A 19,563-nucleotide genomic window follows, 5' to 3' on the forward strand; every position below is an offset into this window, starting at 1 on the left:
AATCAACAAGATCTTTAACAAAGCCAAAGGTTTAAAAAGGCTATTTTCATAATGCCTGGGGGGATAACCTGCTTCTTGCTCCGCCAGCATCTTAGAACAACCCTGTTTATAAAGTAAGCATAATTCCGGCTTTCTATGTGAAACTGTGGAAGTGGGTGCAATCTTCTTGACGGTGAGAATTGTTATCATCTATATTATAAGTATAAGCTTTAGCGCTTTAAACGATGTCATGAACGCAGGGTTAAATCAACTGGAAAGGATGATTCTTGTGATTAAAACATCAATGAGTATTCTTATTAATAAAAATAAAGAAGAACTGATGACGAACGAAAAGGAGCTCTCTAGAATTGAAGAGCGCCTTGACGACAAACTTGCCAATAAAACAAGCAGTAAGCCAGGGAAAAATAAACGCGCTAATTAATTTAATGAAGTGCCCCCCGAACGTAGAGGATGTCCGATGTGCAAGTGCACAAAGGGCATCCCTTTTTTTATCCCTAAGTCCTACTCGTCCTGCCCGGGTAATACACATGTAGTAAAGGTGTGAGGATAATGGTATTAACAACACTTGTGTTTTGCCTCCTGATTGGGTTTGACGGGCTCTTATGGGGAGCAATTATCGGTTATAAGCGAATATACTTCCCGGTTGGGCAGCTCCTCTTCCTTTCAGCAGGAGTAGGTTTTGTCTTCTTTTTTACGTACATGTTCGGCTCCATAATCGGGTTTGAAGGATCGACCCGCTTTTTAAACCAGGCTTCAGGGCTGGTTTTTTTGGCAATCGGATTTTTTCAGCTCACACACTCGGGAGGGTTTATGTTCGGCCGGCTTGTCAGGAACCTGTTTATCATTGTTAATATCGACAATATTGGATACGGAGTTATCTCAGGTGTACAGGAAGTTCACCCTCTTACAAGTGTGTTTGTTGCCTGCAGCTTTTTCGCCTTGTTTGTAACTGGAATCATTATAGGAAACTCTGCGCGATTTCCTTACCTTACAAAAAACAAAAAAGTACTTCCCTCCCTCGTATTAATCACCATTGGCATTTACAAGCTGTTTTTTGGCTGATTATATTCACCCACTCCTCAATACAGGAGTTCCAGTTTCCTCATTCATCATACCTGAGACATATAAATTCTAAATGTTTCATTTCACTCAATTTTTTACATTGAATTAACAAACCACTGAAATCCTTATGGTATAATGACTGCGATTCTGCGAAACAGGAGTGCTGTGCATGCATCTTAAAACATTACTTGAAATTTTGCTCGTTTCCACCCGGCTTGGATTTACCTCATTCGGGGGACCTATTGCCCATTTAGGCTATTTTCACAATGAATATGTAAAACGCAGGAATTGGCTTGGTGACAAAGCCTATGCTGATCTCGTTGCACTGGCCCAATTCATTCCGGGACCGGCAAGCAGCCAGGTAGGCATTGGCATCGGCCTGATGCGCGGCGGGCTTATGGGAGCTATTTTGTCTTTTATCGGATTTACTTTTCCATCCGTTCTCGCCCTTATGATTTTTGCCACGCTGATGCAAAGCTTTGATATCAGCCAGGCAGGATGGATTCACGGCCTCAAGCTTGTAGCTGTTGCCGTCGTCGCACATGCGATACTCGGGATGGGTCAAAAACTGGCTCCGGACCGGACAAGAGCAAGCATTGCCATCATTACTCTTATTTTATTGCTCGTATGGCAGACCGTCTACAGCCAGGTAGTGCTGATTGTTCTTGCCGGCGTAGCGGGACTTATCATTTACCGGGGAAAAAAGGACGAAGATCCTGTTGATATGGGAATCAGGCTAAGCTACCGCTTCGCTTCGTTCTGTCTTGTAACTTTTTTCTCTCTTCTGACCGTTCTTCCTGCCCTGAGGAATGTGTTTACATCTGATCTGCTTGCTCTTTTCGACAGTTTTTACAGAGCAGGAGCTCTCGTTTTCGGAGGCGGGCACGTCGTCCTGCCTTTACTTGAACGTGAAGTTGTTCCCGCAGGTATTGTAGGAGCTGAAGACTTTCTTGCAGGCTATGGAGCCACACAGGCTGTTCCAGGACCGTTATTTACCTTCGCTTCATATCTCGGGACGATTGCAAACGGCTGGACCGGTGGACTTGTAGCAACCATAGCAATCTTTTTGCCCGCATTTCTGCTGATCCTGGGCACTCTTCCTTTTTGGAATGTGATTCGTAAAAATCCAACTATTCAAGGAGCCTTATTAGGTGTCAATGCAGCTGTTGTGGGGATCTTAGCCGCTGCGTTTTACAATCCGATTTTTACAAGCGCAGTAACATCTTCGGTAGATTTTGCACTGGCAGCAGGCTTGTTCGGACTTCTCGTGTTCTGGAAAGTACCGGCATGGATGGTCGTACTCATCGGTGCTGCAGGAGGAACTATTATTTTTATGTTCGTTTAATCAGCCAGAGGTGACTTAAAAAACCTCCGGTAATAGAGAGCCTGCCAGCGATGATAGGCTTCTCTTTCAGCATAGGCGTAATATTGATTCGGATTGCCGGCCGCAGCTGTTTTTAACCTTCCAAAATGGTCACCATGCAGATGAATGGGCAGCATAGTACTGAAATGCTTCTTCAGGGTTCATATGTTGTGCACCTCGTTTTTTACTACGATATGCATATTTAAGATGAAACGCTTCATTTAAGTATATCTATACTCATTTTTAAAACGAAAAGCCAGCTGCAGTCAGCTGGCTTTTTCCAGTCGTTCCTCTTTCGGCTCATGACCTAAAAAACGCCTCACCCAGACGCCTCCTGCACTTGCCAGAAAAGCTTTAATAACACCTGTTATAAGAAACGGAATAACACCGGCCTGTAAAGCGGCTGTAAAAGTCAATTCCAGCACGATCATAAGCTGGATCATTCCAAATGCGAGTGTAATCCCCATTCCAACAATATTAGCCACTGTCGCCCAGCCAAGCGTGAAAGATGACTTTTCCAGGATCAGCCCCGTAACATACGCGGTTAACACAAACCCGAATATATACCCGCCGCTCGGTCCAACAAGAACATTAACTCCACTTTGCAAGTCAGAGAATACAGGAAGACCGACTGCACCAAGGAGGAGGTAGACAACCATGGTAGCCGCTCCCAGCTTGCTTCCCAGTATTACTGCTGCCAGACCAACAGCCAGTGTCTGACCGGTTATAGGGATGTAAGGGAGCGGAATCGTGATTTGTGCAAAAACACCGGTTATTAAAGCAAACAATAAACATAAGCCCGACTTTTTTAATACTGATAAATCATTAAACAATAAAATCCCTCCATATGTTAACTTCACTCTAATTTAAGTTAACATATATTAAGGCATTAGTTTTTGTATAAAGCAAAGCATAAAAAAGAGACCCAGTTTTCCTGAGCCTCCATAACAGGCTTTTGTCTCTTGCTTTATCTAATAAGAGGAATATAGACCTCTATTCAATTGTAAATGAATCATCCAGGTGCTCATGAATCTCATCGTTTTCAATGTGGATCACAACGTGGTAATCTCCTGCTTCTTCAAAATCGTGGGCAGCTTTGTACACACCTTCCCCTTCATCTTCAGCATCGATCCAAGTTCTCATCTCATCACCATGCTGCCAGATTTCAAGGCGGACACGGGCATCTTCAAGGGTTTCTCCATCTTCAGTTATGGTCACTTCAATTGGAGTATCACGGTCAAGATCCTCAAAGTTACTTTCCACATCTACAATGTCAGAATGGTGGCTGTGACCATCAGAATGGTCGTGATCATCGTGTCCATGCTCATGGTCATCGGCTTCTTCAGATTCTGTTGATTCCGGTTCCCCGATTGTCAGTTCATGGGTTGGCATAACGTGCATACCGTGAGCCGTGACATGAGGAATCACAAAATAATGGCCATCCTCCTCGAATGTGTAGGAAGCTGTGTACATTCCTTCATTGACATCTTCATAATCCAGCATTTCGCTGTTTTCCTTCTCCCCTTGCTTCCATACTTCAAATGTGACTTCATCCGCGTCATTTACCGGATTTTCCCCCTGGGTAACTAAAGCTTCAAGTGTCCACTCACCAGGATCCCCTTCACTGTCCATCGTTACTTCAACATCGATCGGTCCCAGGTTTTCCAATTCGTTACCGTGGCTTTCCTCTTCTTCCTGTCCACAAGCGATCATTAATACGCTTATCAACGCAAATGCGAGAAACTTTTTCATAGAATTACTCCTTTGATGTGTCTAGTGGTCTTTACAGCATCCTGAAACGTTCATCTGTTTATTCAATTCACTGAGTGCTTCTTTTAATGTACAGAGCTGTCCTCCGAATCCTTTTTGAAACCTTACAGCCTGCTCTCTGGAAGCAAATGGAAGAGTCTGGGGGTAACAGCAGTTCATTACCTGATCTGAACCAATTAGAAAATGCGTCATACTCGCACTCATTGTAGAATCATCGAGAAAGTCTTTACATAATAAGTGAGAGACTTCAATATCCACTTCCTGATAACGTAGAAGTCCGCAATGGGCACAGCACAGCTCTTCCACTTTTTGATCCTTAAAGATCAATTGTACCTGCTGGCGTCTGTGAAGTCCTTTTTTACAATACGCACAAATGTTAGTACCCTCATGTGTTGAAGTGTGTTTTTTTGTCACCCCGCCACTGGACCTGTTCAGCAGACCCTTTTCAGATAAAGATTGAATATCCCGGTATATGGTCATTTCTGATACATTTAACCGCTTACTCAATTCTGTAATGCGAATGTATTCTTCCTCATCAATCCAGTTAAGTATTCGTTTTTTTCGTTCCTCACGAAGCATGTATCCTCCTCCTATCCGTATTCTGTATGTAAATTATAGTGAAATTTCAATGGCATCACAAGATGATTATGTGGGAGTTTGTGAATAGATGATGAATTTTAACAACCTCTTTGATGGAAATTTCTGAAACTTTCGTGATACCATACCGTAGACTTAGCTAGAACCCTTTAAAAGGAGCGGTATATATGTCAACAGAAAGGCTGATAAAATGGAAGATTGACCCGGACCAGCTTAATATGGTTCTCGTGATTTTAAGTGTCATGATCTTTTTGAGCAGTTTTATGCTGCCCTTAGTGTTTATTTTAATTTTACAGGATGTGTTTTATTTTTCACGTGATCACTGGATTTTTGTAGCCCCCCGTTCTGCCTATTACACTTTTGGGGCCGGGATGCTCTGGACGGTACTTATCATGGTAGCTTATATGATTGTGAGTCATCTGAGGGACAGAGCAAAAAAGGAAACGAAGCACGGCTGGGCTTTTGTACTGGCAGGTCTGCTGTTTATTCCCATCTGCACTCTCGGTGTAACAAACTATTACTTTATTGACGATGAGGGATTCCATATAAACGAACTCACCTCCTACCAGGCAGACCATTACCCATGGGGAAGTATAGAAGAAGTTCAGACTTATGGAGAGGAAAACGGGGATTATTATACCCACTTCGTCTTCAGAACCGAGAACAATGATACTTTCACCCTCACATACGACCACAACCTGGCATCCATGCGCCGGAACATCTTTAGAACTCTCGAAGCCCACGGAGCGGAGATTCTTGAGCACCAGCTTATAGAGTCAGAGGACACATAAAAGAAAGCCTGGCATCTATGTCCAGGCTTTCTTTTTACTCCTCGCCGTATTCCTCTAAAATTTGTTCGAAGATTGGAGAAATGCTGCGTCTGATCTGTCTATCAGACGGATTGTCTTTCACGTTAAAGATCGTCCCGTAATAATACGTTTCTTCAGTCGTTAATTCAAAGGCAATGATAGACTCTTTTCCGCTCTTCGTATGATTATAAGGGACTTCCCGGCCTTCAACCTCTATGACCTCATTGTATGAATAACCCAGCTCTTTCGGACTTTGAATCAGTACAATTCCATGCTCCGCCCACTCTTCATAAGGACCGTATACCGTCCTGATATTAAATTCTTCATCATATTCTTCTTCAGCATCCAGCAGCTGCCGGTCATCGTCAACATTATCAACATCCGTGTAGTAAATATCTATTCGGCTAACATCACCGCCACGGGGACTGACGTCAATTTTCGTAATCAGGTATCCATCCAATTCAGGAATGGTATATGAAAAATCAACTTCATCATCAAGCATTTGTTTATTAATTTCTGATTCAACTTGATTTGAACAGGCCGCCATAAGCAGGAATGGGATCATCAACAGATACCCTTTCATAAAGCCCTCTCCTAACTTTTTTACTTATTTTCTATCTGTTTATAGAAATAATCTTAACATATTTTTCTATTCAAAGGTTTCAAGGAACGATGCTCCGGCTGTGTCATTAGAAAACATCAGCGTGTACAGTTGTAACTAATTTAACAACGAATCGTGACGCACAGCAGATCTAAATGTTCATCTCTTAATAAACGTATTCAACGATGATCAGAGATTTCCTGCTTGCCATTTTTTCCAATGTCCTTAAAGCAGGTTGAACAACTCCGGTAAAATAAATACAAAACAAAATAGTGCACTCAGGCAGGCAAGTGCCAGACCGCTCAACTTTACCCAAAGATGGGGAATCTGCTGAATGAATAATGCAAAGGTCCAGACAATGCTCGGGTACAGCCACCAGTGGGGAGCATTGTTTACTTCTGTGAATTGACCTGAAATCCCCAATGCGGCAAACAGAGAAACAAACAAGAAAGTGATCAGGTTTATGGTTGCTGCCCTCATGATGTTTCACTCCTCTTATTAAATGATTCATCTGTATTCTAAAGACGTTATTTCACTATATGCTCCAATTACGTACACTATTTCGCCAGATACAAAACAAAGAGGTTGACCCAAAATCCGGATCAACCTCGAAGCAATGAGCGGAGCCGATGTCCTTTTTAAAGAGACCGGCAGGAGTCGGTTTCTCCTGCCGGTCGAGCGGTGTGTGGAGCCATATCAAAGCTACTTTCGGACCTTTAAGCCGCCCTCCTGTATTTCACTATTTCTACTGATCCAGGTAATCTACCAGAAAACCTTCCCGGTCGGTGTGGGTAAAGAACAAGTCTATTCCAATATGAGAAGCTACAGCTGTTACAAGACACCAAATTGTTAAACTCCCCACCATCCAGACAGCCATTCGTTTCTTCGTTCCTCCAAAACTCATTCCCATAAGAGCAGCAAGGTGGCTCCCGATAAAAAACGGTCCCGCAATGGCAAGGCCGGGAAGTCCAAATCGCTTCCATACTTTCTTTGCCCTGCCTTCTCTTTTGGAATCGCCGTCCTTTCCTTTTGCTTCTCTTCTTCTTTTTAACCAGGCCTGAATCTGATTGATTAATAGAATAACAAGAAGAACAGTTACTACGTTACCTGCAAATGCAAGAATCGTAACAGGAACAACATGAAGACCTGCAGCAACGCCGAGAGGAATAACGGCAATCATTTCAAAAAACGGAGTGGCAGCGAGTAAAAACACAACAACATAGGCAATAAATGTAGTCATTCTTAAACTTCCTCCCGGTCATTTAAATATTTTCTGGATTCATACCAGTAGATTCCATACTGGGTTGTTCCTAATACAAACAAAACGATCAAAGGCATGAACTCAATGTGCCTGAAGACAGCCACCACCAATAACCCTGCAGGAATAGCGAAATAGAAAAAGATGTACACTTTACGGGTAGCCCGGTATGTTACCCACTGCTGACCTTCATCTTCTTCCTGTAATTCGTAGGGTGTCCAGCTTTTCCAGCTTATTTTCCGTTCCGGGCTCCGATGATTATGAAGACCGATCAGGATTATAAACGTTACACTCCAGATTAGAAAGATAACAACCAATGTTTGTTCAGTTACATTAGACAAATTTCCGTAATAAATAGACCAGAGCATAATGACCATAAACAACAAAGTAACAATCAGAACCAATGGGGACCGAATCACTTTTTCCAACATCCTACTCTTCATCTCCTTCAAGCCAGAATACTTCATCAATGGACGTATCGAATGTTTTTGCCATTTTGATGGCAAGGGTAATACTCGGGGCGTAGTCACCTTTTTCAATCAGCCCGATTGTCTGCCGGGTTACACCAATTCTATTGGCTAAGTCTGTCTGTGTTAAGCTGAACCGGGCCCTGAGCTCCTTTACACGATTTCTTAGCATATGGCATTCCTTCCTTTTCCATCATCTTACTTTTTTATTGTACGGTATCCATTACAAAATGTAAAGTTTTTTTTGCATTTTGTAATCTTTTATTGGCAAAATGTGTGATTTTATTGTCATTTTTCAAATATTCCCCATTTTGAAATCCTATGTTTTAACTGACAAAAAAACGGAAAAATAATAATTAAAATACTTTAAATCTGTCGATATATGATTTAAAATCAAGTTATTAAGAGTTAATTAACGTTAGTTAACGGTAAACAACTCTTATGATGCTTTATAGCATTCAACCAGGTTTTATCGCTTATTCCGGACTATTTTATCGAGGAGGGTTGCAGCATGCGCCGTACATTTTTTGCTTTTGGACTTGTCTTTTTCTTTGCAATCATCGGTCACTATGCAATGTGAAAGGAATATTTAATAAATTTAAGAGAGACAGTCCTGAAATCAGGATGTCTCTCTTTTTGTATTTATGAGGATTACCGGCCTCACTATATTCTGGTTGAGCACAAATCTTTTTACAGCATCGACATTTTTCATAGGAATCCTCCAAAGGTTACATAATATAATAATTTTATAGAGTTATGTAACATTTGAACGCCTCACCTAAGTCACGTTAATGAACATGACTCCTTACATAAAACAGATGGCAGCGTTCCGGCTTCTCTTTCCTTTTGGCAGAACACAGAGAGGAGAAACACATGGCCAACATTCTTGATCAGTTAAAAGAAGTGACGTTTGCAATCATTCCCCTGGCCCTCGTTGTTATTGTTCTTCAATTTACTGTCATCGGTCTTCCTTCTGATGTATTTATATCTTTTTTAGCAGGCGTTGTACTTGTTGGGATCGGACTGTTTCTGTTTCTTGTGGGGGTGCATATCGGCCTTCTGCCTATTGGGGAATTGATCGGTTCTTCTCTCCCAAAAATCAAGAAATCGTGGCTCATTATCGGGGTTGGCTTCTTTCTTGGACTCGTGGTTACCATTGCCGAACCGGATGTACGGGTTCTCGCCTTCCAGGTTGACCAGGTATCAGGGGGGCGTATTTCAAATGACCTTCTTGTTTATACTGTCGCCTTTGGGGTTGCTATCTTCGTTGCTTTGGCAATGGTTAAGATTTTATATAACTTAAATTTCATTCATTTATTGATTGGGGGATATACCCTTATTTTTATCCTTGCCCTCTTCACACCTCCTAATTTTATTCCCATATCCTTTGATGCCGGCGGAGTCACAACCGGACCGATGACAGTACCGTTTATTCTTGCCCTTGGTGTAGGTGTGGCGTCTGTAGTCAGACGGGCCGACTCCAAGCAGACAAGTGACGGATTTGGGTTTGTAGCACTGGCTTCGATCGGTCCTGTACTGGCTATTATGATCCTGGGGGTGATTTTTGGTTGATCACTCACTTTTTTCAAGGTTTTGACCATATTCTTCATGAAGTGGCATTGGCCGTTTTACCTTTAATTATTTTGTTTGCCGCATTTCAGATTTTCTTTCTCCGCCTTAGCTTGAAGAAAGTGTGGAAGATGATGTTTGGTATTACCCTTACTTTCTTTGGTCTCTCTTTTTTCCTCCAAGGGGTAGGCATCGGCTTTTTCCCGGCAGGTCAGGCTATCGGAGAGATACTCGGGCAGAATACAAGAGCCTGGCTCTATCTTCCCCTAATAGGATTATTGTTTGGGTTTGTCGTGACATTCGCAGAGCCAGCCATACGGATACTCAATCACGAAGTGGAAAAAGTCACAGCAGGATCCATTTCAAGTAATATCCTGCTTTTCACGCTGTCGATCGGGGTTGCTGTCTCTATCGCTTTATCAATGATCAGGATCATTGTGGGTATTCCATTATGGATGATTCTCGTGCCCGGTTACCTCGCAGCATTTTGTTTAATACGTTTTTCTAAAAAACGCTTCATCACTATTGCCTTTGATGCCGGTGGAGTGGCTACCGGCCCGATGACAGTGACGTTTATCATGGCCATTGCTGTCGGGGTAGCAAATGTAACTGAAGGACGGGACCCTCTGTTGGATGGGTTTGGAATGATTTCTCTCGTTGCACTGACGCCAATTCTATCCGTACTTGTTCTCGGACTCTTGTATAGCAAAAAGGAGGATGTACACCGTGAAGACATCAAAAAACCATTACAAGCTGATCATCACAATCGTGAAAAAGAAACAAGCCAATAAAGTAATGGCTGCAGCAAAAAAAGCCGGCGCTGAAGGTGGTACGATTCTTCTCGGTTCGGGGCTCGGGATTCATGAGAAAGAATCCTTTTTCGGAATTGATATGCTTTATGAAAAGGAGATCGTGTTCACGCTTATTCCGGAAGACCGGCTGTCAAATATCCTTGAACATATTAAAGAAGAAGCAAAATTAAATAAACAAGGGACCGGCATCGGATTTGTTGTTGATATTCTGGCTGTAAGAGGGATTGTTCATAATCAGATGGATCTGACATTCGAAGAGGAGGCATTGGATACAATGACCGGCAAAGTGAATTTTGACTTAATCGTGACCATTGTAAATAAAGGAGATGCCGGTATCGTTGTTGATGCTTCCAAACGAGCCGGGGCTGAAGGTGGAACCATATTATCAGGGAGAGGATCAGGCATTCATGAACAGGCAAAGCTTCTTTCCATGATTATTGAACCTGAGAAAGAAATCGTGCTTACCCTGGTTACCCGGGATAAGGTCAAACGAGTCTTACACCAAATCGAAGAAGAAGCCTCCCTCAATCAGCCGGGAAAGGGAATTGCTTTCATCCTCCCGGTAGAAGAAACAATCGGGATTAATCACTGACCGGAAAAAACAGCATGACAAAAGAGGCTGCCATTGCGGCAGCCTCTTTTTCAACTATGCTAATACACCATTTAGTGGAGGAATGATCTGTTTCTTACGGGAAACGACACCTTCAAGAACGGCTGTTTTATTATCAAGCTTCACATCAAATGCTTTTTCCACACTCTCAGATGCTTCACCTTCTACATAAACCGTAGAGTTATTTGTTAGAATATCTGTCACTACCAGGATAAATAAGTCGAGTCCTTTTTCAGAAACATCGTTGTTGATGGCCTTTTCCAAATCGCTGCGCCGCTCAAATACCTCGTCTGTGTCTACTGTGTTTACCTGGGCGATTTTCACTTTTGCGCTTCCCATCGTAAATTCTTTTGCATCAAGAGAGATCAGCTGTTCAACTGTTTTGTCCTGAAGGTTTGCACCTGCTTTGAGCATTTCAAGACCATAGCTCTCAGCGTCAACCCCGGCGAGTTCAGCAAGCTCTTTGGCTGCCTGGATATCTTCTTCAGTGCAGGTAGGAGATTTAAATAATAATGAATCGGAAATAATGGCAGAAAGCATCAACCCGGCAATCTCAGGTTTGATTTCTACATTGTTTTCTTTATAAAGCTTGTTTAAAATCGTTGCCGTACAACCAACCGGTTCAGCACGATAGTACAGGGGATCTTTTGTTTCAAAGTTTGCAATACGGTGGTGGTCAATGACTTCAAGTACACGGACACTGTCAATATCTTCGACACTCTGCTGGCGCTCGTTATGGTCCACAAGGATAACAAGATCTGCGTCAGGTGCTGCCTTGTCAATCTGCCGGGGCGCTTCAACCTTAAAACGATCTAGAGCATATTGTGTTTCTTCACTTACTTCACCGAGACGGACAGGTTCAGCATCCATTCCCAATTCCTTTTTCAGCTCAGCATACGCAAGGGCTGAGCAGATTGTATCTGTATCCGGGCTTTTGTGACCAAAGATAAGTACTTTTTCATTTGCCATAATGTCAAAACTCCTTTTTATGTTGCTCTTTGCTATTTTTAACGATCCATTGCCATTTTAACAAGGCTTGGACAAATAATCATTATCTTTTTCTTCATTCACTGACGGGAATATCTATCATCTTCTTTTAATAACGATTCATCCCACGATGACTTCGGAATACTGGACATGAGTTCAATCAGGTTTCCGTCAGGGTCACGGATATATGCTGATTCGATCCCCCAGCTCGGCTGCTTCCTGATGTCAGACACATCTCCGCCATTTCCCCTGATACGGCTGACCTCTTCAGTCAGGTCCTCCACTCTGAAAATTAAAGCAAAGCGATCCTGGCTGTTTGAAAAGCTGGGAAGCTCTCCTTTTCCGAGAGCTTCGGCCATTAATTGGCGATTAAAGATGGCCACCGTATTTTCTCCTGAATCTTCAAAACTCGCATACTCCCCTGATGGCTCTCCCCATGTGACTGTCAGGCCCATCGTATCTCTGTAAAAGTAAAAACACTCTTCAAAAGAGGTTACAAGAAGGCGTAAATTGTCCAGTTTCATGCAAACTTCCTCCTTTTTATTTATCTTTTTTTATCTTACCATTCTTTACTTTCAGATCTGTTTAATAATAACTTACAGTGAGTCTCAACCTGGAAATCACCGCGAAAAAAATCCTGGCTTTTCACAGGATAACAACTTACACGGGACAGCTTTTTAGCGAATAACATAATGATCACGATAACGATTTTTAAGGAGTCTGTCTTATGTATAACTCGACACTGCAGCTGACTGAAGGGATTAACCCCGAACAGATTAATAACATTGCAAGAGCGATGAACGTGGAATACACATCTATATTCTGTCTTGAAACACTTGCCCAACTGGCACCTTCTTTGGAAGAGAGGGAGCGTATCCTTGCCATCCGCGCTGATGAATTCCGTCATTATCGGATGTTTGCTGAGCTTTACTTTAATTTAACAGGCAGGGAACATACTCCTCAAATGATTGCCGTCTGCAGTAATCTTTATGAAAGGGGACTAAAAGAAGCATTCTTTAACAAACAGAATAACGTAGCTGAATACTTGAATGCAGCCGAGCAGGCCGACGTACCTGCCGTAAGAAACACCTTTCGCAGAGCCTCATGGGATGAACAAAACCATGGTGTGTGGCTGTTGTATTTACTGACAAATCGTTAAGCACATGGAAAAGAGCACGTCCATCAGCATTGAGGTACGTGCTTCTTTTACCAGACCCTCCGGTAAGAGTATCCATATACTATTCTTCAATGGAAGCCCCGATATCAAATCCATCCTGAAACGTGATCACATCGACCTTTTTTCCGTCTTTCTCAAAGACCTGCAGAGATCCCATGCTGTCAACTTTCTTCCATCCCCACAGTCGTGCCTGAAGCAGATATAAACGGTTAATCCCTGTGTGTTTGTAGGTAAAGCTGTTTTCAGAATGAACCGTTTCGATCTCCGCATGGAACGGAACGGGAAACTCATGGACCGCACTCGGCCTGAGAGTACCGTAGGATAAAGCAACAACCAAAACAGAGAGCAGCAGAACCAGGATAACTCTTCTCTTCTTAGTCACAGAAATCCCCTTTCCGAAATCAAGAGTACTCTACATTTCCGTTACCCTTTTCCGACAAATAAATTCATAAAATTCAGTTATTATCAAGAAAAACTGTGATATTTGACAGGGTAACCTCTTTTTGAGCATCAACCTTTGTCCTACTCTATGCCGGCCGTTCCACAAACTTTCCTTAACAATTCGCCGTTTAGACTTCCCACCCTTCCCGGACTGAATATCCCACAATTTTACACAAATTAAGGAAAGGAACAGCCTCTGAAATGCAAGTCCATTCCAAGGGCTGTTCATATGTTGGTACTATTTACGTTAGCTGTCAGATTGTTTTATCTTTATCTTCTGTTTTCTCCAAGCATCGTGGGGAGTTGAACTACCGAGAATCCTGCGGAAGTGCCAGTTCGCGGAAAGGGAGGATATTCCGTACAAAAAAGGTGCTGAAATATCTTGAAAGGTGCAGCATCCGTCCTAATTTTTTTCAGATTAGCAAGAATGTTAGAGTGGTTCGGTGAATTCAGGGAAGGGGAAGATGTATTTCATCCAAAAGCTTTGGAGAAGGTTCTGGGATTTATGATAGAGATTGAAGGTAGATTCATAGTCATACCTCTCTCTGAAGGGGAGGGTCTCCCCTGCCTCTTTTGCTTCAATAATTTCCGGTTCCATCGTCTCCAGCTTTTCTGCATTAATCCAGATTAAATTGTAAGTAGCGTAGGATAAAGTACCGTATACTATAAATACCGGAATTATCAGGCACCAGAAAAGCCAGCTTGTAAGTAAGCTTTTTAATACTGTTTTCATCATTGCATCTCCATTCTTGTTATCATTATATGCTTGTATTAGTATATGAGCGGAGGGCAGCGGTGGTGTGAAAGATAAGAAAACAGGCTAGTGGGAATCCAGACTGTTCCTTCATTGAAAATGAAAAACCCGCACAGCTTCAAAAGCTGTGCGGGTCTCATTAATTTCGTTCTTTTTTCAGTTCTTCAAGCTCTTCTAACAGCATCTCGATCATCGTGTCACTTTTCCTAAGCTCTTCATTGAGCATGGATATGGTTTCTTCTTCCCAGTTAAACGGATCGCCGTAATGAGGAGTGATCCGTAAATCTTTATATTCATCCCCTTCTTCAGTGCTTGCCGGTGAGAAGTATATCGCTACTTCACAGCCACCATCACCTAATGCAATGCGCTCCCGCAAACTTACTTTACTGTATCCAAATTGGCGGGCCGCAATGCCTCCAAATACACTGGAGGTCATCATGCATAAATGCGGTGCGTCCTGTACAACATCCCCAAACGGACATGCTGTTGCTCTGACTACCACGTGATCGGGAAACACTTCAACGATCCTGAAGTGCCCACCGATTGAATTTTTTATATCGACAATAACGTCTGCGTATTTTTCAACGGACCAGCGTTCCTGATCGTCTTTATAAAACCTTTCAAGCCATTCCCCGGTTCGAAGTCCGATTTCTCTGATATAATCCCGGGCTCCTTTACCGACTGTACGCTCGTGAATGTGTGCATATTGCGTAATCAGCTTCGCAAGAAACACATGCCCACTCAATGATGGAGGTTTATCCTCGTTTATCACTTCTTCTACCCCTTCCTTTTAATCAAGAAAAGTTTTAAAACCCACTAATCTCATCTAAATAATTATAAACTATTTTCATGAATGCAGGAGTATGAATGATGTGATTCCCTGAATAAGTATCGACAATATTTTACAATGTCAAAATCTTCAAATACTTCTTTTCCACTCTGGATAAATTACGGAGAAGATGAGTGCATCATAGGAGGTTTTGTTTTGATAAAAGTATCCTCTCAGGCACCCCTCTTTCTCAAAATCAAATTTCTCCAATAAAAATATGGATGCTGTGTTCTCAGGAAAAGTTGCCGCTCCCAGCCTGAACAAATCAAGTTCTTCAAATGAATATCTGAGTATCTCTCTGAAAGCTTCAGAAATGTATCCCTTTCGCCAATAGTCCGGATGCAGTTCAAAGCCAACCTCCGCTTTTTTTTGCAGTAAATTACTTAATCCGATTGTTCCAACAAATACGTTCGAATCTTTTATGACAATGCCCCAACGGATTCCTCGCTGATTTGCAAAATTCTTTCTGTACGACTCAATCACCTGGGCAGCTTCTTCATAATTTGAAATACGATCCATACCATAATACTTCATGACTTCTTTTCTCGAGAGAATGTCGTAAAGTTCTTTTGTGTAATCGTAGGTGATCTTTACCAGGCGCAGCCTATTCGTCTCAAGTTCAGGAAATTCCAAAAAAAGGACTCCTCGATTTCGTATTAGGAGAGAAAATCTCCCCTTGTTCAAACTCTTCTGGATAGAAGTCCTGTATCCTTTAAATTTGCAAAAAAAGACCCCGAAAGCTTTAAAAGCCTCAGGGCCTTACCAGTAAACCTATCTGATTTGTCCATTTCCGCTCATGACATATTTCACTGTCGTAAGCGCCGGCAGCCCCATCGGGCCACGTGCGTGGAGTTTTTGAGTGGAAATCCCGATTTCAGCACCAAAGCCAAGGGCACTTCCATCCGTAAAACGGGTGGATGCATTGTGATAAACCGCTGCTGCATCAACAAGTCCTGTGAAGCGGGCTGCTGTTTCTTTACTTTCCGTTACAATAGCCTCAGAATGCTTTGTTCCGTAAGTGTCGATGTGTTCAACCGCTTCGGAAACGTCGTTTACTACTTTCACCGCTACATCGAGGCTGAGGAATTCATTTGCCCAGTGATCTTCTGTCGCAGGCTCTGCTCCCTCAATCTCTTTCACTGCTTTTTCACAGCCGTAAACACCGATTCCATGTTCGTTAAAAGCAGACACAAGAGCTTCTTTGCTGGCGCTCAGCCATTCACTGTGAACAATTAATGTCTCTGCAGCATTACAGACAGCCGGGCGGTCCGTTTTTGCATTCACAAAAATACTGATGGCTTTTTTTGCATCTGCATCTTTGTCAACATAAATGTGACAGTTTCCTACACCCGTTTCAAGAACAGGAACCGTTGCGTTGTTTACAACTGCGGAAATTAGTTTACCGCCTCCACGTGGAATGAGCACGTCGATGTGCTCTTTCATTGTAAACAACTCTTCAGTTGCTTCGCGGTCAGTGCTGTCAATGAATTGTACGGCATCTGAGGAAACTTCTGTATTAGCGAGAGCTTCTTTCATCAATTTTACGATCGCACGGTTCGAATGAATCGCAGAAGACCCACCTTTTAAAACGATTGCATTGCCTGATTTTAAGGCAAGACCGGTCGCATCGACTGTTACGTTAGGACGGGCTTCGTAAATCATCCCGATGACTCCAAGAGGTACTCTGACAGTCGCTACATTCAGACCGTTCTCAAGTGTCCACTCATCTACGGTTTCACCTGATGGATCGTCAAGCTTCGCTACGTCACGAAGACCCTGGGCAAATTCCTTTACCCGTGCTTCGCTTAGGGCGAGACGGTCCATATACGCGTCATCATAGCCTGCTTTCTTTCCGTTTTGAAGATCCTGTTCGTTTGCTGTCAAAATTGTAGTAATATTTCGATCCAGATAGTCCGCAACCACATGCAATGCTTCGTTTTTCACTTGCGTTGAAAGCATTCCTAGGGACTTTGACGCTTTCTGTGCCAATTTTGCCTGAGACTTTACACTTACTGGTTCGACTACTTTAGTCACCAAACCACTCCTTGTATTTATTGGCTGTTTTCTAAGAAATTGTTCCTTCAGGTAATAAATTTATATATGATGCTGCCGAAATGCCCTTCCTTTCTACAGGTGCCTGTGGGTCTGCTCCCCATTACGGGGTCTTCCCCCGGCAATTGCTCACGCAGAGTCTCGAGCATTCCGGCTGCATCTTTTCTGCAACAATCTTCTTGAAAACAGTAGTTATTATTGAGATGTTTCCAATTTATAAATTACGCCACACTGAATTAAACTCCAACTGGAATTGCCACTTCCAGCTCACATACAAATGCTTCGCTGTTCATTACAGCATCGAGAGATCTATCCTGAGTCTTTTTCAACTGAAATGCTGCAAGGTCTTCTGAGGAATAGTTCATCATTCCAAGTCCGAGCTGCGTACCGTTGATGTCACGGATTTTTACGACAGAGCCCTTGCTGAAGTGCCCGTCAACCTGGTAAACCTGACTCGGAAGAAGGTGGGCCTTGTTATCAACAATCGCTTCTCGTGCTTCATCAATGATCGTAATTTCTCCTTCAGGACCAGAGTTGAACGCAATCCACTGACGTTTATGATCAAGATTGTGTTCGGTTTCCTCACAGGAGAAATAGGTTCCTCTTGCTGTTTCGTCAACAGCATCAATAAGAATATTTTTCACACCGGAACGTCCGAGGAAAGATGGAATGCCGGATGCCATAGAGATCTTAAAGGCATCGATTTTAGAGCGCATACCGCCGGTTCCTACTGCAGAACCCGGTTCACCGGCCATGTCTTCGATCTCATCTGTAATCTCTGTAACTTTTGGCAGTAGCTCAGCATTCTGATTTTTGCGCGGGTCATCATCGTACAATCCGTCTATATCAGATAAAATAATCAGTTGATCTGAATCCACAAGACCGGCTACCTTCGCAGACAGGGTATCGTTATCGCCAAAGCGGAGACGGTCTGTCGTAACGGTGTCATTTTCATTTACAATCGGTACAATGCCTCGCTCAAGAAGAACATTCACGGTGTTTCTAACGTTGTTGTATCGTTTTTCGTCGGAAAAGTCGCCGCGTGTAATTAATATTTGAGACGCAGCATATCCGTGTGATGAAAAGAGTTCGGAATAGGTTTCAATTAAACGGCCCTGACCGACAGAAGCGGCTGCCTGTTTCTCAGGCAGTGATGTCGGACGGTTTACGAAGCCGAGTGTTCTGTAGCCTGCTGCTACCGCTCCTGATGATACGAGAAGAACTTCGTGGCCTTGATCTTTAAGTTCCGCAACCTGGTCTGTAATCTTTTCAAGTTTTCTTCTGCTGATATCTCCTGATTGGCTCGTTAGTGAGCTGCTTCCAATTTTAATTACAACACGTTTTGTTAAAGTCATTAATTTCATCACTCCTACGTTCTATAAGACTTTCTTATTGGTGGGCTGGTGTTTTTTCCAGTTGTTTACTGATTTCTTTTGAGCGGTTCATTGCGCCTTCAACAGCTGCTTTAATTGCTTTACCGCCGCCGTTTTCAGCAAGTGCTTCCAAGCCGGAAGCTGTTGTACCGTTTTTGGACGTTATATTTTTTCTGAGCTGTGCAGGGGTTTCCTCACGCTCAAGCATCATTTTCGCTGCTCCGAGAATGGTCTGTGCGCCGATTTCTCTTGCCTGCGCCGGATCCATTCCGTTTTCTCTTGCAATCTTTTCAATGTGTTCCATCAGGTAGTAGTAGTAAGCAGGACCGCTTCCTGCAATTCCTGTGAAAAGGTCCATCTGATCTTCTTCGATCACATAAACTTCACCGATGGATTTCAATAATGTCTTCGCCATCTTTACATTTTTCATCGTTACATGCTCACCTGGGGAAATCGCTGTTGCTGACTCCTGCAGCATGCTTGATGTGTTAGGCATCACACGGATGACCTGCTGATTTGCGTTTAAATGTTCTTCCATAAAGCTTGTTGAGATCCCGGCAAGAACACTCATGACCACCTGATCGGGTCTGATTTGATCTTTTATAGAAAGCAGTGATTGTTCTGCATCCTTTGGCTTCATCGCAAGAATAATCACATCGGCTGATTGGATGGGCAAACGGTCGCGTACCATTCCCTGAATTCCGTATCGATTGTGAAGCTCGAGCAACCTCTCTTCGTTGCTTCTGTTTGTAACAATCACCTGATGCGGCTCAAGAGTTCCGGTTTTTACAATGCCGGAAATCATCGCCTCCGCCATGTTTCCTGCACCGATAAATGCAACGCGTAAGTTAGTATCCATATCTATATCCAGCTCCTTTTTTTCTGTAAGCATTTGTTGTTCCGTCCTGTTGTTCAATCCGCTATTTATCGTAACACTCTCATTTTTGACTTCAAGGGGTTAATGTGAGGTAGTGAGGATAAACGGCAAATAGTGAATGAAAGCGCCTCCATTATTCCGACAGGGTCCTCTAA

At 42.9% G+C, this 19,563-nt stretch carries 25 protein-coding genes; 8 read left to right on the plus strand and 17 right to left on the minus strand.

Going from position 1 to position 19,563, the window contains the following annotated elements; genetic code table 11:
• Positions 1-172: 172 nt before the first annotated feature.
• From JSY36_RS20540 to chrA, 3 genes are all read left to right on the plus strand, one after another.
• Positions 173-421 carry an FbpB family small basic protein gene (locus JSY36_RS20540; protein ID WP_336511516.1) on the plus strand — a complete coding sequence of 83 codons (249 nt, stop codon included), beginning with the start codon at positions 173-175 and terminating at the stop codon, positions 419-421.
• A gap of 128 nt (positions 422-549) precedes the next feature.
• A complete protein-coding gene (locus JSY36_RS17075) occupies positions 550-1,062 on the plus strand; it encodes a hypothetical protein (protein WP_205167273.1) in 513 nt (170 codons plus the stop codon).
• 169 nt (positions 1,063-1,231) lie between these two features.
• Complete coding sequence (gene chrA, locus JSY36_RS17080) at positions 1,232-2,407, plus strand: chromate efflux transporter (RefSeq protein ID WP_205167274.1); 1,176 nt, start codon at positions 1,232-1,234, stop codon at positions 2,405-2,407.
• Positions 2,408-2,691: 284 nt separating this feature from the next.
• Here the strand turns inward: chrA and JSY36_RS17085 are convergent, their stop codons facing one another.
• The 3 genes from JSY36_RS17085 to JSY36_RS17095 all read right to left on the minus strand — a co-directional run bounded on the left by JSY36_RS17085 (position 2,692) and on the right by JSY36_RS17095 (position 4,774).
• Positions 2,692-3,258 carry a biotin transporter BioY gene (locus tag JSY36_RS17085; RefSeq protein WP_205167275.1) on the minus strand — a complete coding sequence of 189 codons (567 nt, stop codon included), beginning with the start codon at positions 3,256-3,258 and terminating at the stop codon, positions 2,692-2,694.
• 160 nt (positions 3,259-3,418) lie between these two features.
• Positions 3,419-4,177: a FixH family protein gene (locus tag JSY36_RS17090; RefSeq protein WP_205167276.1), complete on the minus strand. Its 759-nt coding sequence runs from the start codon at positions 4,175-4,177 to the stop codon at positions 3,419-3,421.
• A 21-nt stretch (positions 4,178-4,198) separates the two neighbouring features.
• The gene (locus JSY36_RS17095) at positions 4,199-4,774 is read right to left on the minus strand and encodes a DeoR family transcriptional regulator (RefSeq protein ID WP_122896135.1); all 576 of its coding nucleotides are present in this window, start codon (positions 4,772-4,774) and stop codon (positions 4,199-4,201) included.
• A gap of 185 nt (positions 4,775-4,959) precedes the next feature.
• On the opposite strand from JSY36_RS17095, the gene JSY36_RS17100 reads away from it, so the two are divergent.
• Entirely contained in the window at positions 4,960-5,583 is a 624-nt protein-coding gene (locus tag JSY36_RS17100) for a hypothetical protein (protein ID WP_205167277.1), read from the plus strand.
• A 34-nt stretch (positions 5,584-5,617) separates the two neighbouring features.
• On the opposite strand, the gene JSY36_RS17105 is transcribed toward JSY36_RS17100, so the two are convergent.
• From JSY36_RS17105 to JSY36_RS17125, 5 genes are all read right to left on the minus strand, one after another.
• Entirely contained in the window at positions 5,618-6,184 is a 567-nt protein-coding gene (locus JSY36_RS17105; RefSeq protein ID WP_205167278.1) for a hypothetical protein, read from the minus strand.
• Positions 6,185-6,427: 243 nt separating this feature from the next.
• Positions 6,428-6,682: a hypothetical protein gene (locus tag JSY36_RS17110; RefSeq protein ID WP_122896132.1), complete on the minus strand. Its 255-nt coding sequence runs from the start codon at positions 6,680-6,682 to the stop codon at positions 6,428-6,430.
• 265 nt (positions 6,683-6,947) lie between these two features.
• A complete protein-coding gene (locus JSY36_RS17115; RefSeq protein WP_205167279.1) occupies positions 6,948-7,442 on the minus strand; it encodes a small multi-drug export protein in 495 nt (164 codons plus the stop codon).
• 2 nt (positions 7,443-7,444) lie between these two features.
• Entirely contained in the window at positions 7,445-7,891 is a 447-nt protein-coding gene (locus JSY36_RS17120; protein ID WP_205167280.1) for a hypothetical protein, read from the minus strand.
• A 1-nt stretch (position 7,892) separates the two neighbouring features.
• The gene (locus tag JSY36_RS17125) at positions 7,893-8,099 is read right to left on the minus strand and encodes a helix-turn-helix transcriptional regulator (RefSeq protein WP_205167281.1); all 207 of its coding nucleotides are present in this window, start codon (positions 8,097-8,099) and stop codon (positions 7,893-7,895) included.
• 701 nt (positions 8,100-8,800) lie between these two features.
• Between JSY36_RS17125 and JSY36_RS17130 the strand changes: the two genes are divergently transcribed.
• From JSY36_RS17130 to JSY36_RS17140, 3 genes are read left to right on the plus strand one after another with little or no spacing between them, the layout of a single operon-like run.
• Entirely contained in the window at positions 8,801-9,499 is a 699-nt protein-coding gene (locus JSY36_RS17130) for a DUF1538 domain-containing protein (protein ID WP_205167282.1), read from the plus strand.
• On the plus strand, positions 9,496-10,287 hold the full coding sequence (locus tag JSY36_RS17135; RefSeq protein WP_205167283.1) for a DUF1538 domain-containing protein: 792 nt from the start codon (positions 9,496-9,498) through the stop codon (positions 10,285-10,287). The genes JSY36_RS17130 and JSY36_RS17135 overlap by 4 nt, the downstream gene beginning before the upstream one ends.
• The gene (locus JSY36_RS17140; RefSeq protein WP_336511514.1) at positions 10,223-10,900 is read left to right on the plus strand and encodes a P-II family nitrogen regulator; all 678 of its coding nucleotides are present in this window, start codon (positions 10,223-10,225) and stop codon (positions 10,898-10,900) included. Before JSY36_RS17135 ends, JSY36_RS17140 begins: the two co-directional genes overlap by 65 nt.
• Positions 10,901-10,954: 54 nt before the next feature.
• On the opposite strand, the gene JSY36_RS17145 is transcribed toward JSY36_RS17140, so the two are convergent.
• Positions 10,955-11,887 (minus strand): manganese-dependent inorganic pyrophosphatase, encoded by a 933-nt coding sequence (locus tag JSY36_RS17145; RefSeq protein ID WP_205167285.1) that lies wholly within the window; start codon positions 11,885-11,887, stop codon positions 10,955-10,957.
• Between the two features lie 98 nt (positions 11,888-11,985).
• Positions 11,986-12,429: a VOC family protein gene (locus tag JSY36_RS17150; RefSeq protein WP_205167286.1), complete on the minus strand. Its 444-nt coding sequence runs from the start codon at positions 12,427-12,429 to the stop codon at positions 11,986-11,988.
• Positions 12,430-12,632: 203 nt separating this feature from the next.
• Here JSY36_RS17150 and JSY36_RS17155 point away from each other — a divergent pair, with 203 nt between their 5' ends.
• Positions 12,633-13,064, plus strand: coding sequence for a ferritin-like domain-containing protein (locus JSY36_RS17155; RefSeq protein ID WP_205167287.1), 432 nt, complete (start codon positions 12,633-12,635; stop codon positions 13,062-13,064).
• Between the two features lie 79 nt (positions 13,065-13,143).
• Here the strand turns inward: JSY36_RS17155 and JSY36_RS17160 are convergent, their stop codons facing one another.
• The 7 genes from JSY36_RS17160 to proC form a co-directional block, all read right to left on the minus strand.
• The gene (locus JSY36_RS17160) at positions 13,144-13,464 is read right to left on the minus strand and encodes a hypothetical protein (protein WP_205167288.1); all 321 of its coding nucleotides are present in this window, start codon (positions 13,462-13,464) and stop codon (positions 13,144-13,146) included.
• Between the two features lie 489 nt (positions 13,465-13,953).
• On the minus strand, positions 13,954-14,259 hold the full coding sequence (locus tag JSY36_RS17165; protein WP_205167289.1) for a hypothetical protein: 306 nt from the start codon (positions 14,257-14,259) through the stop codon (positions 13,954-13,956).
• A 157-nt stretch (positions 14,260-14,416) separates the two neighbouring features.
• Positions 14,417-15,049: a methanogen output domain 1-containing protein gene (locus tag JSY36_RS17170; RefSeq protein WP_336511515.1), complete on the minus strand. Its 633-nt coding sequence runs from the start codon at positions 15,047-15,049 to the stop codon at positions 14,417-14,419.
• Positions 15,050-15,196: 147 nt separating this feature from the next.
• A complete protein-coding gene (locus tag JSY36_RS17175) occupies positions 15,197-15,739 on the minus strand; it encodes a GNAT family N-acetyltransferase (protein WP_205167290.1) in 543 nt (180 codons plus the stop codon).
• Between the two features lie 138 nt (positions 15,740-15,877).
• Positions 15,878-17,140, minus strand: coding sequence for a glutamate-5-semialdehyde dehydrogenase (locus JSY36_RS17180; RefSeq protein ID WP_205167291.1), 1,263 nt, complete (start codon positions 17,138-17,140; stop codon positions 15,878-15,880).
• Positions 17,141-17,394: 254 nt separating this feature from the next.
• Positions 17,395-18,522 carry a glutamate 5-kinase gene (gene proB, locus JSY36_RS17185; protein WP_205167292.1) on the minus strand — a complete coding sequence of 376 codons (1,128 nt, stop codon included), beginning with the start codon at positions 18,520-18,522 and terminating at the stop codon, positions 17,395-17,397.
• A 25-nt stretch (positions 18,523-18,547) separates the two neighbouring features.
• Positions 18,548-19,390 carry a pyrroline-5-carboxylate reductase gene (gene proC / locus JSY36_RS17190; RefSeq protein ID WP_205167314.1) on the minus strand — a complete coding sequence of 281 codons (843 nt, stop codon included), beginning with the start codon at positions 19,388-19,390 and terminating at the stop codon, positions 18,548-18,550.
• Positions 19,391-19,563: the final 173 nt, after the last annotated feature.

It is taken from the genome of Alteribacter salitolerans (genome assembly GCF_016901055.1).
Classification (GTDB): domain Bacteria; phylum Bacillota; class Bacilli; order Bacillales; family Salisediminibacteriaceae; genus Alteribacter; species Alteribacter keqinensis.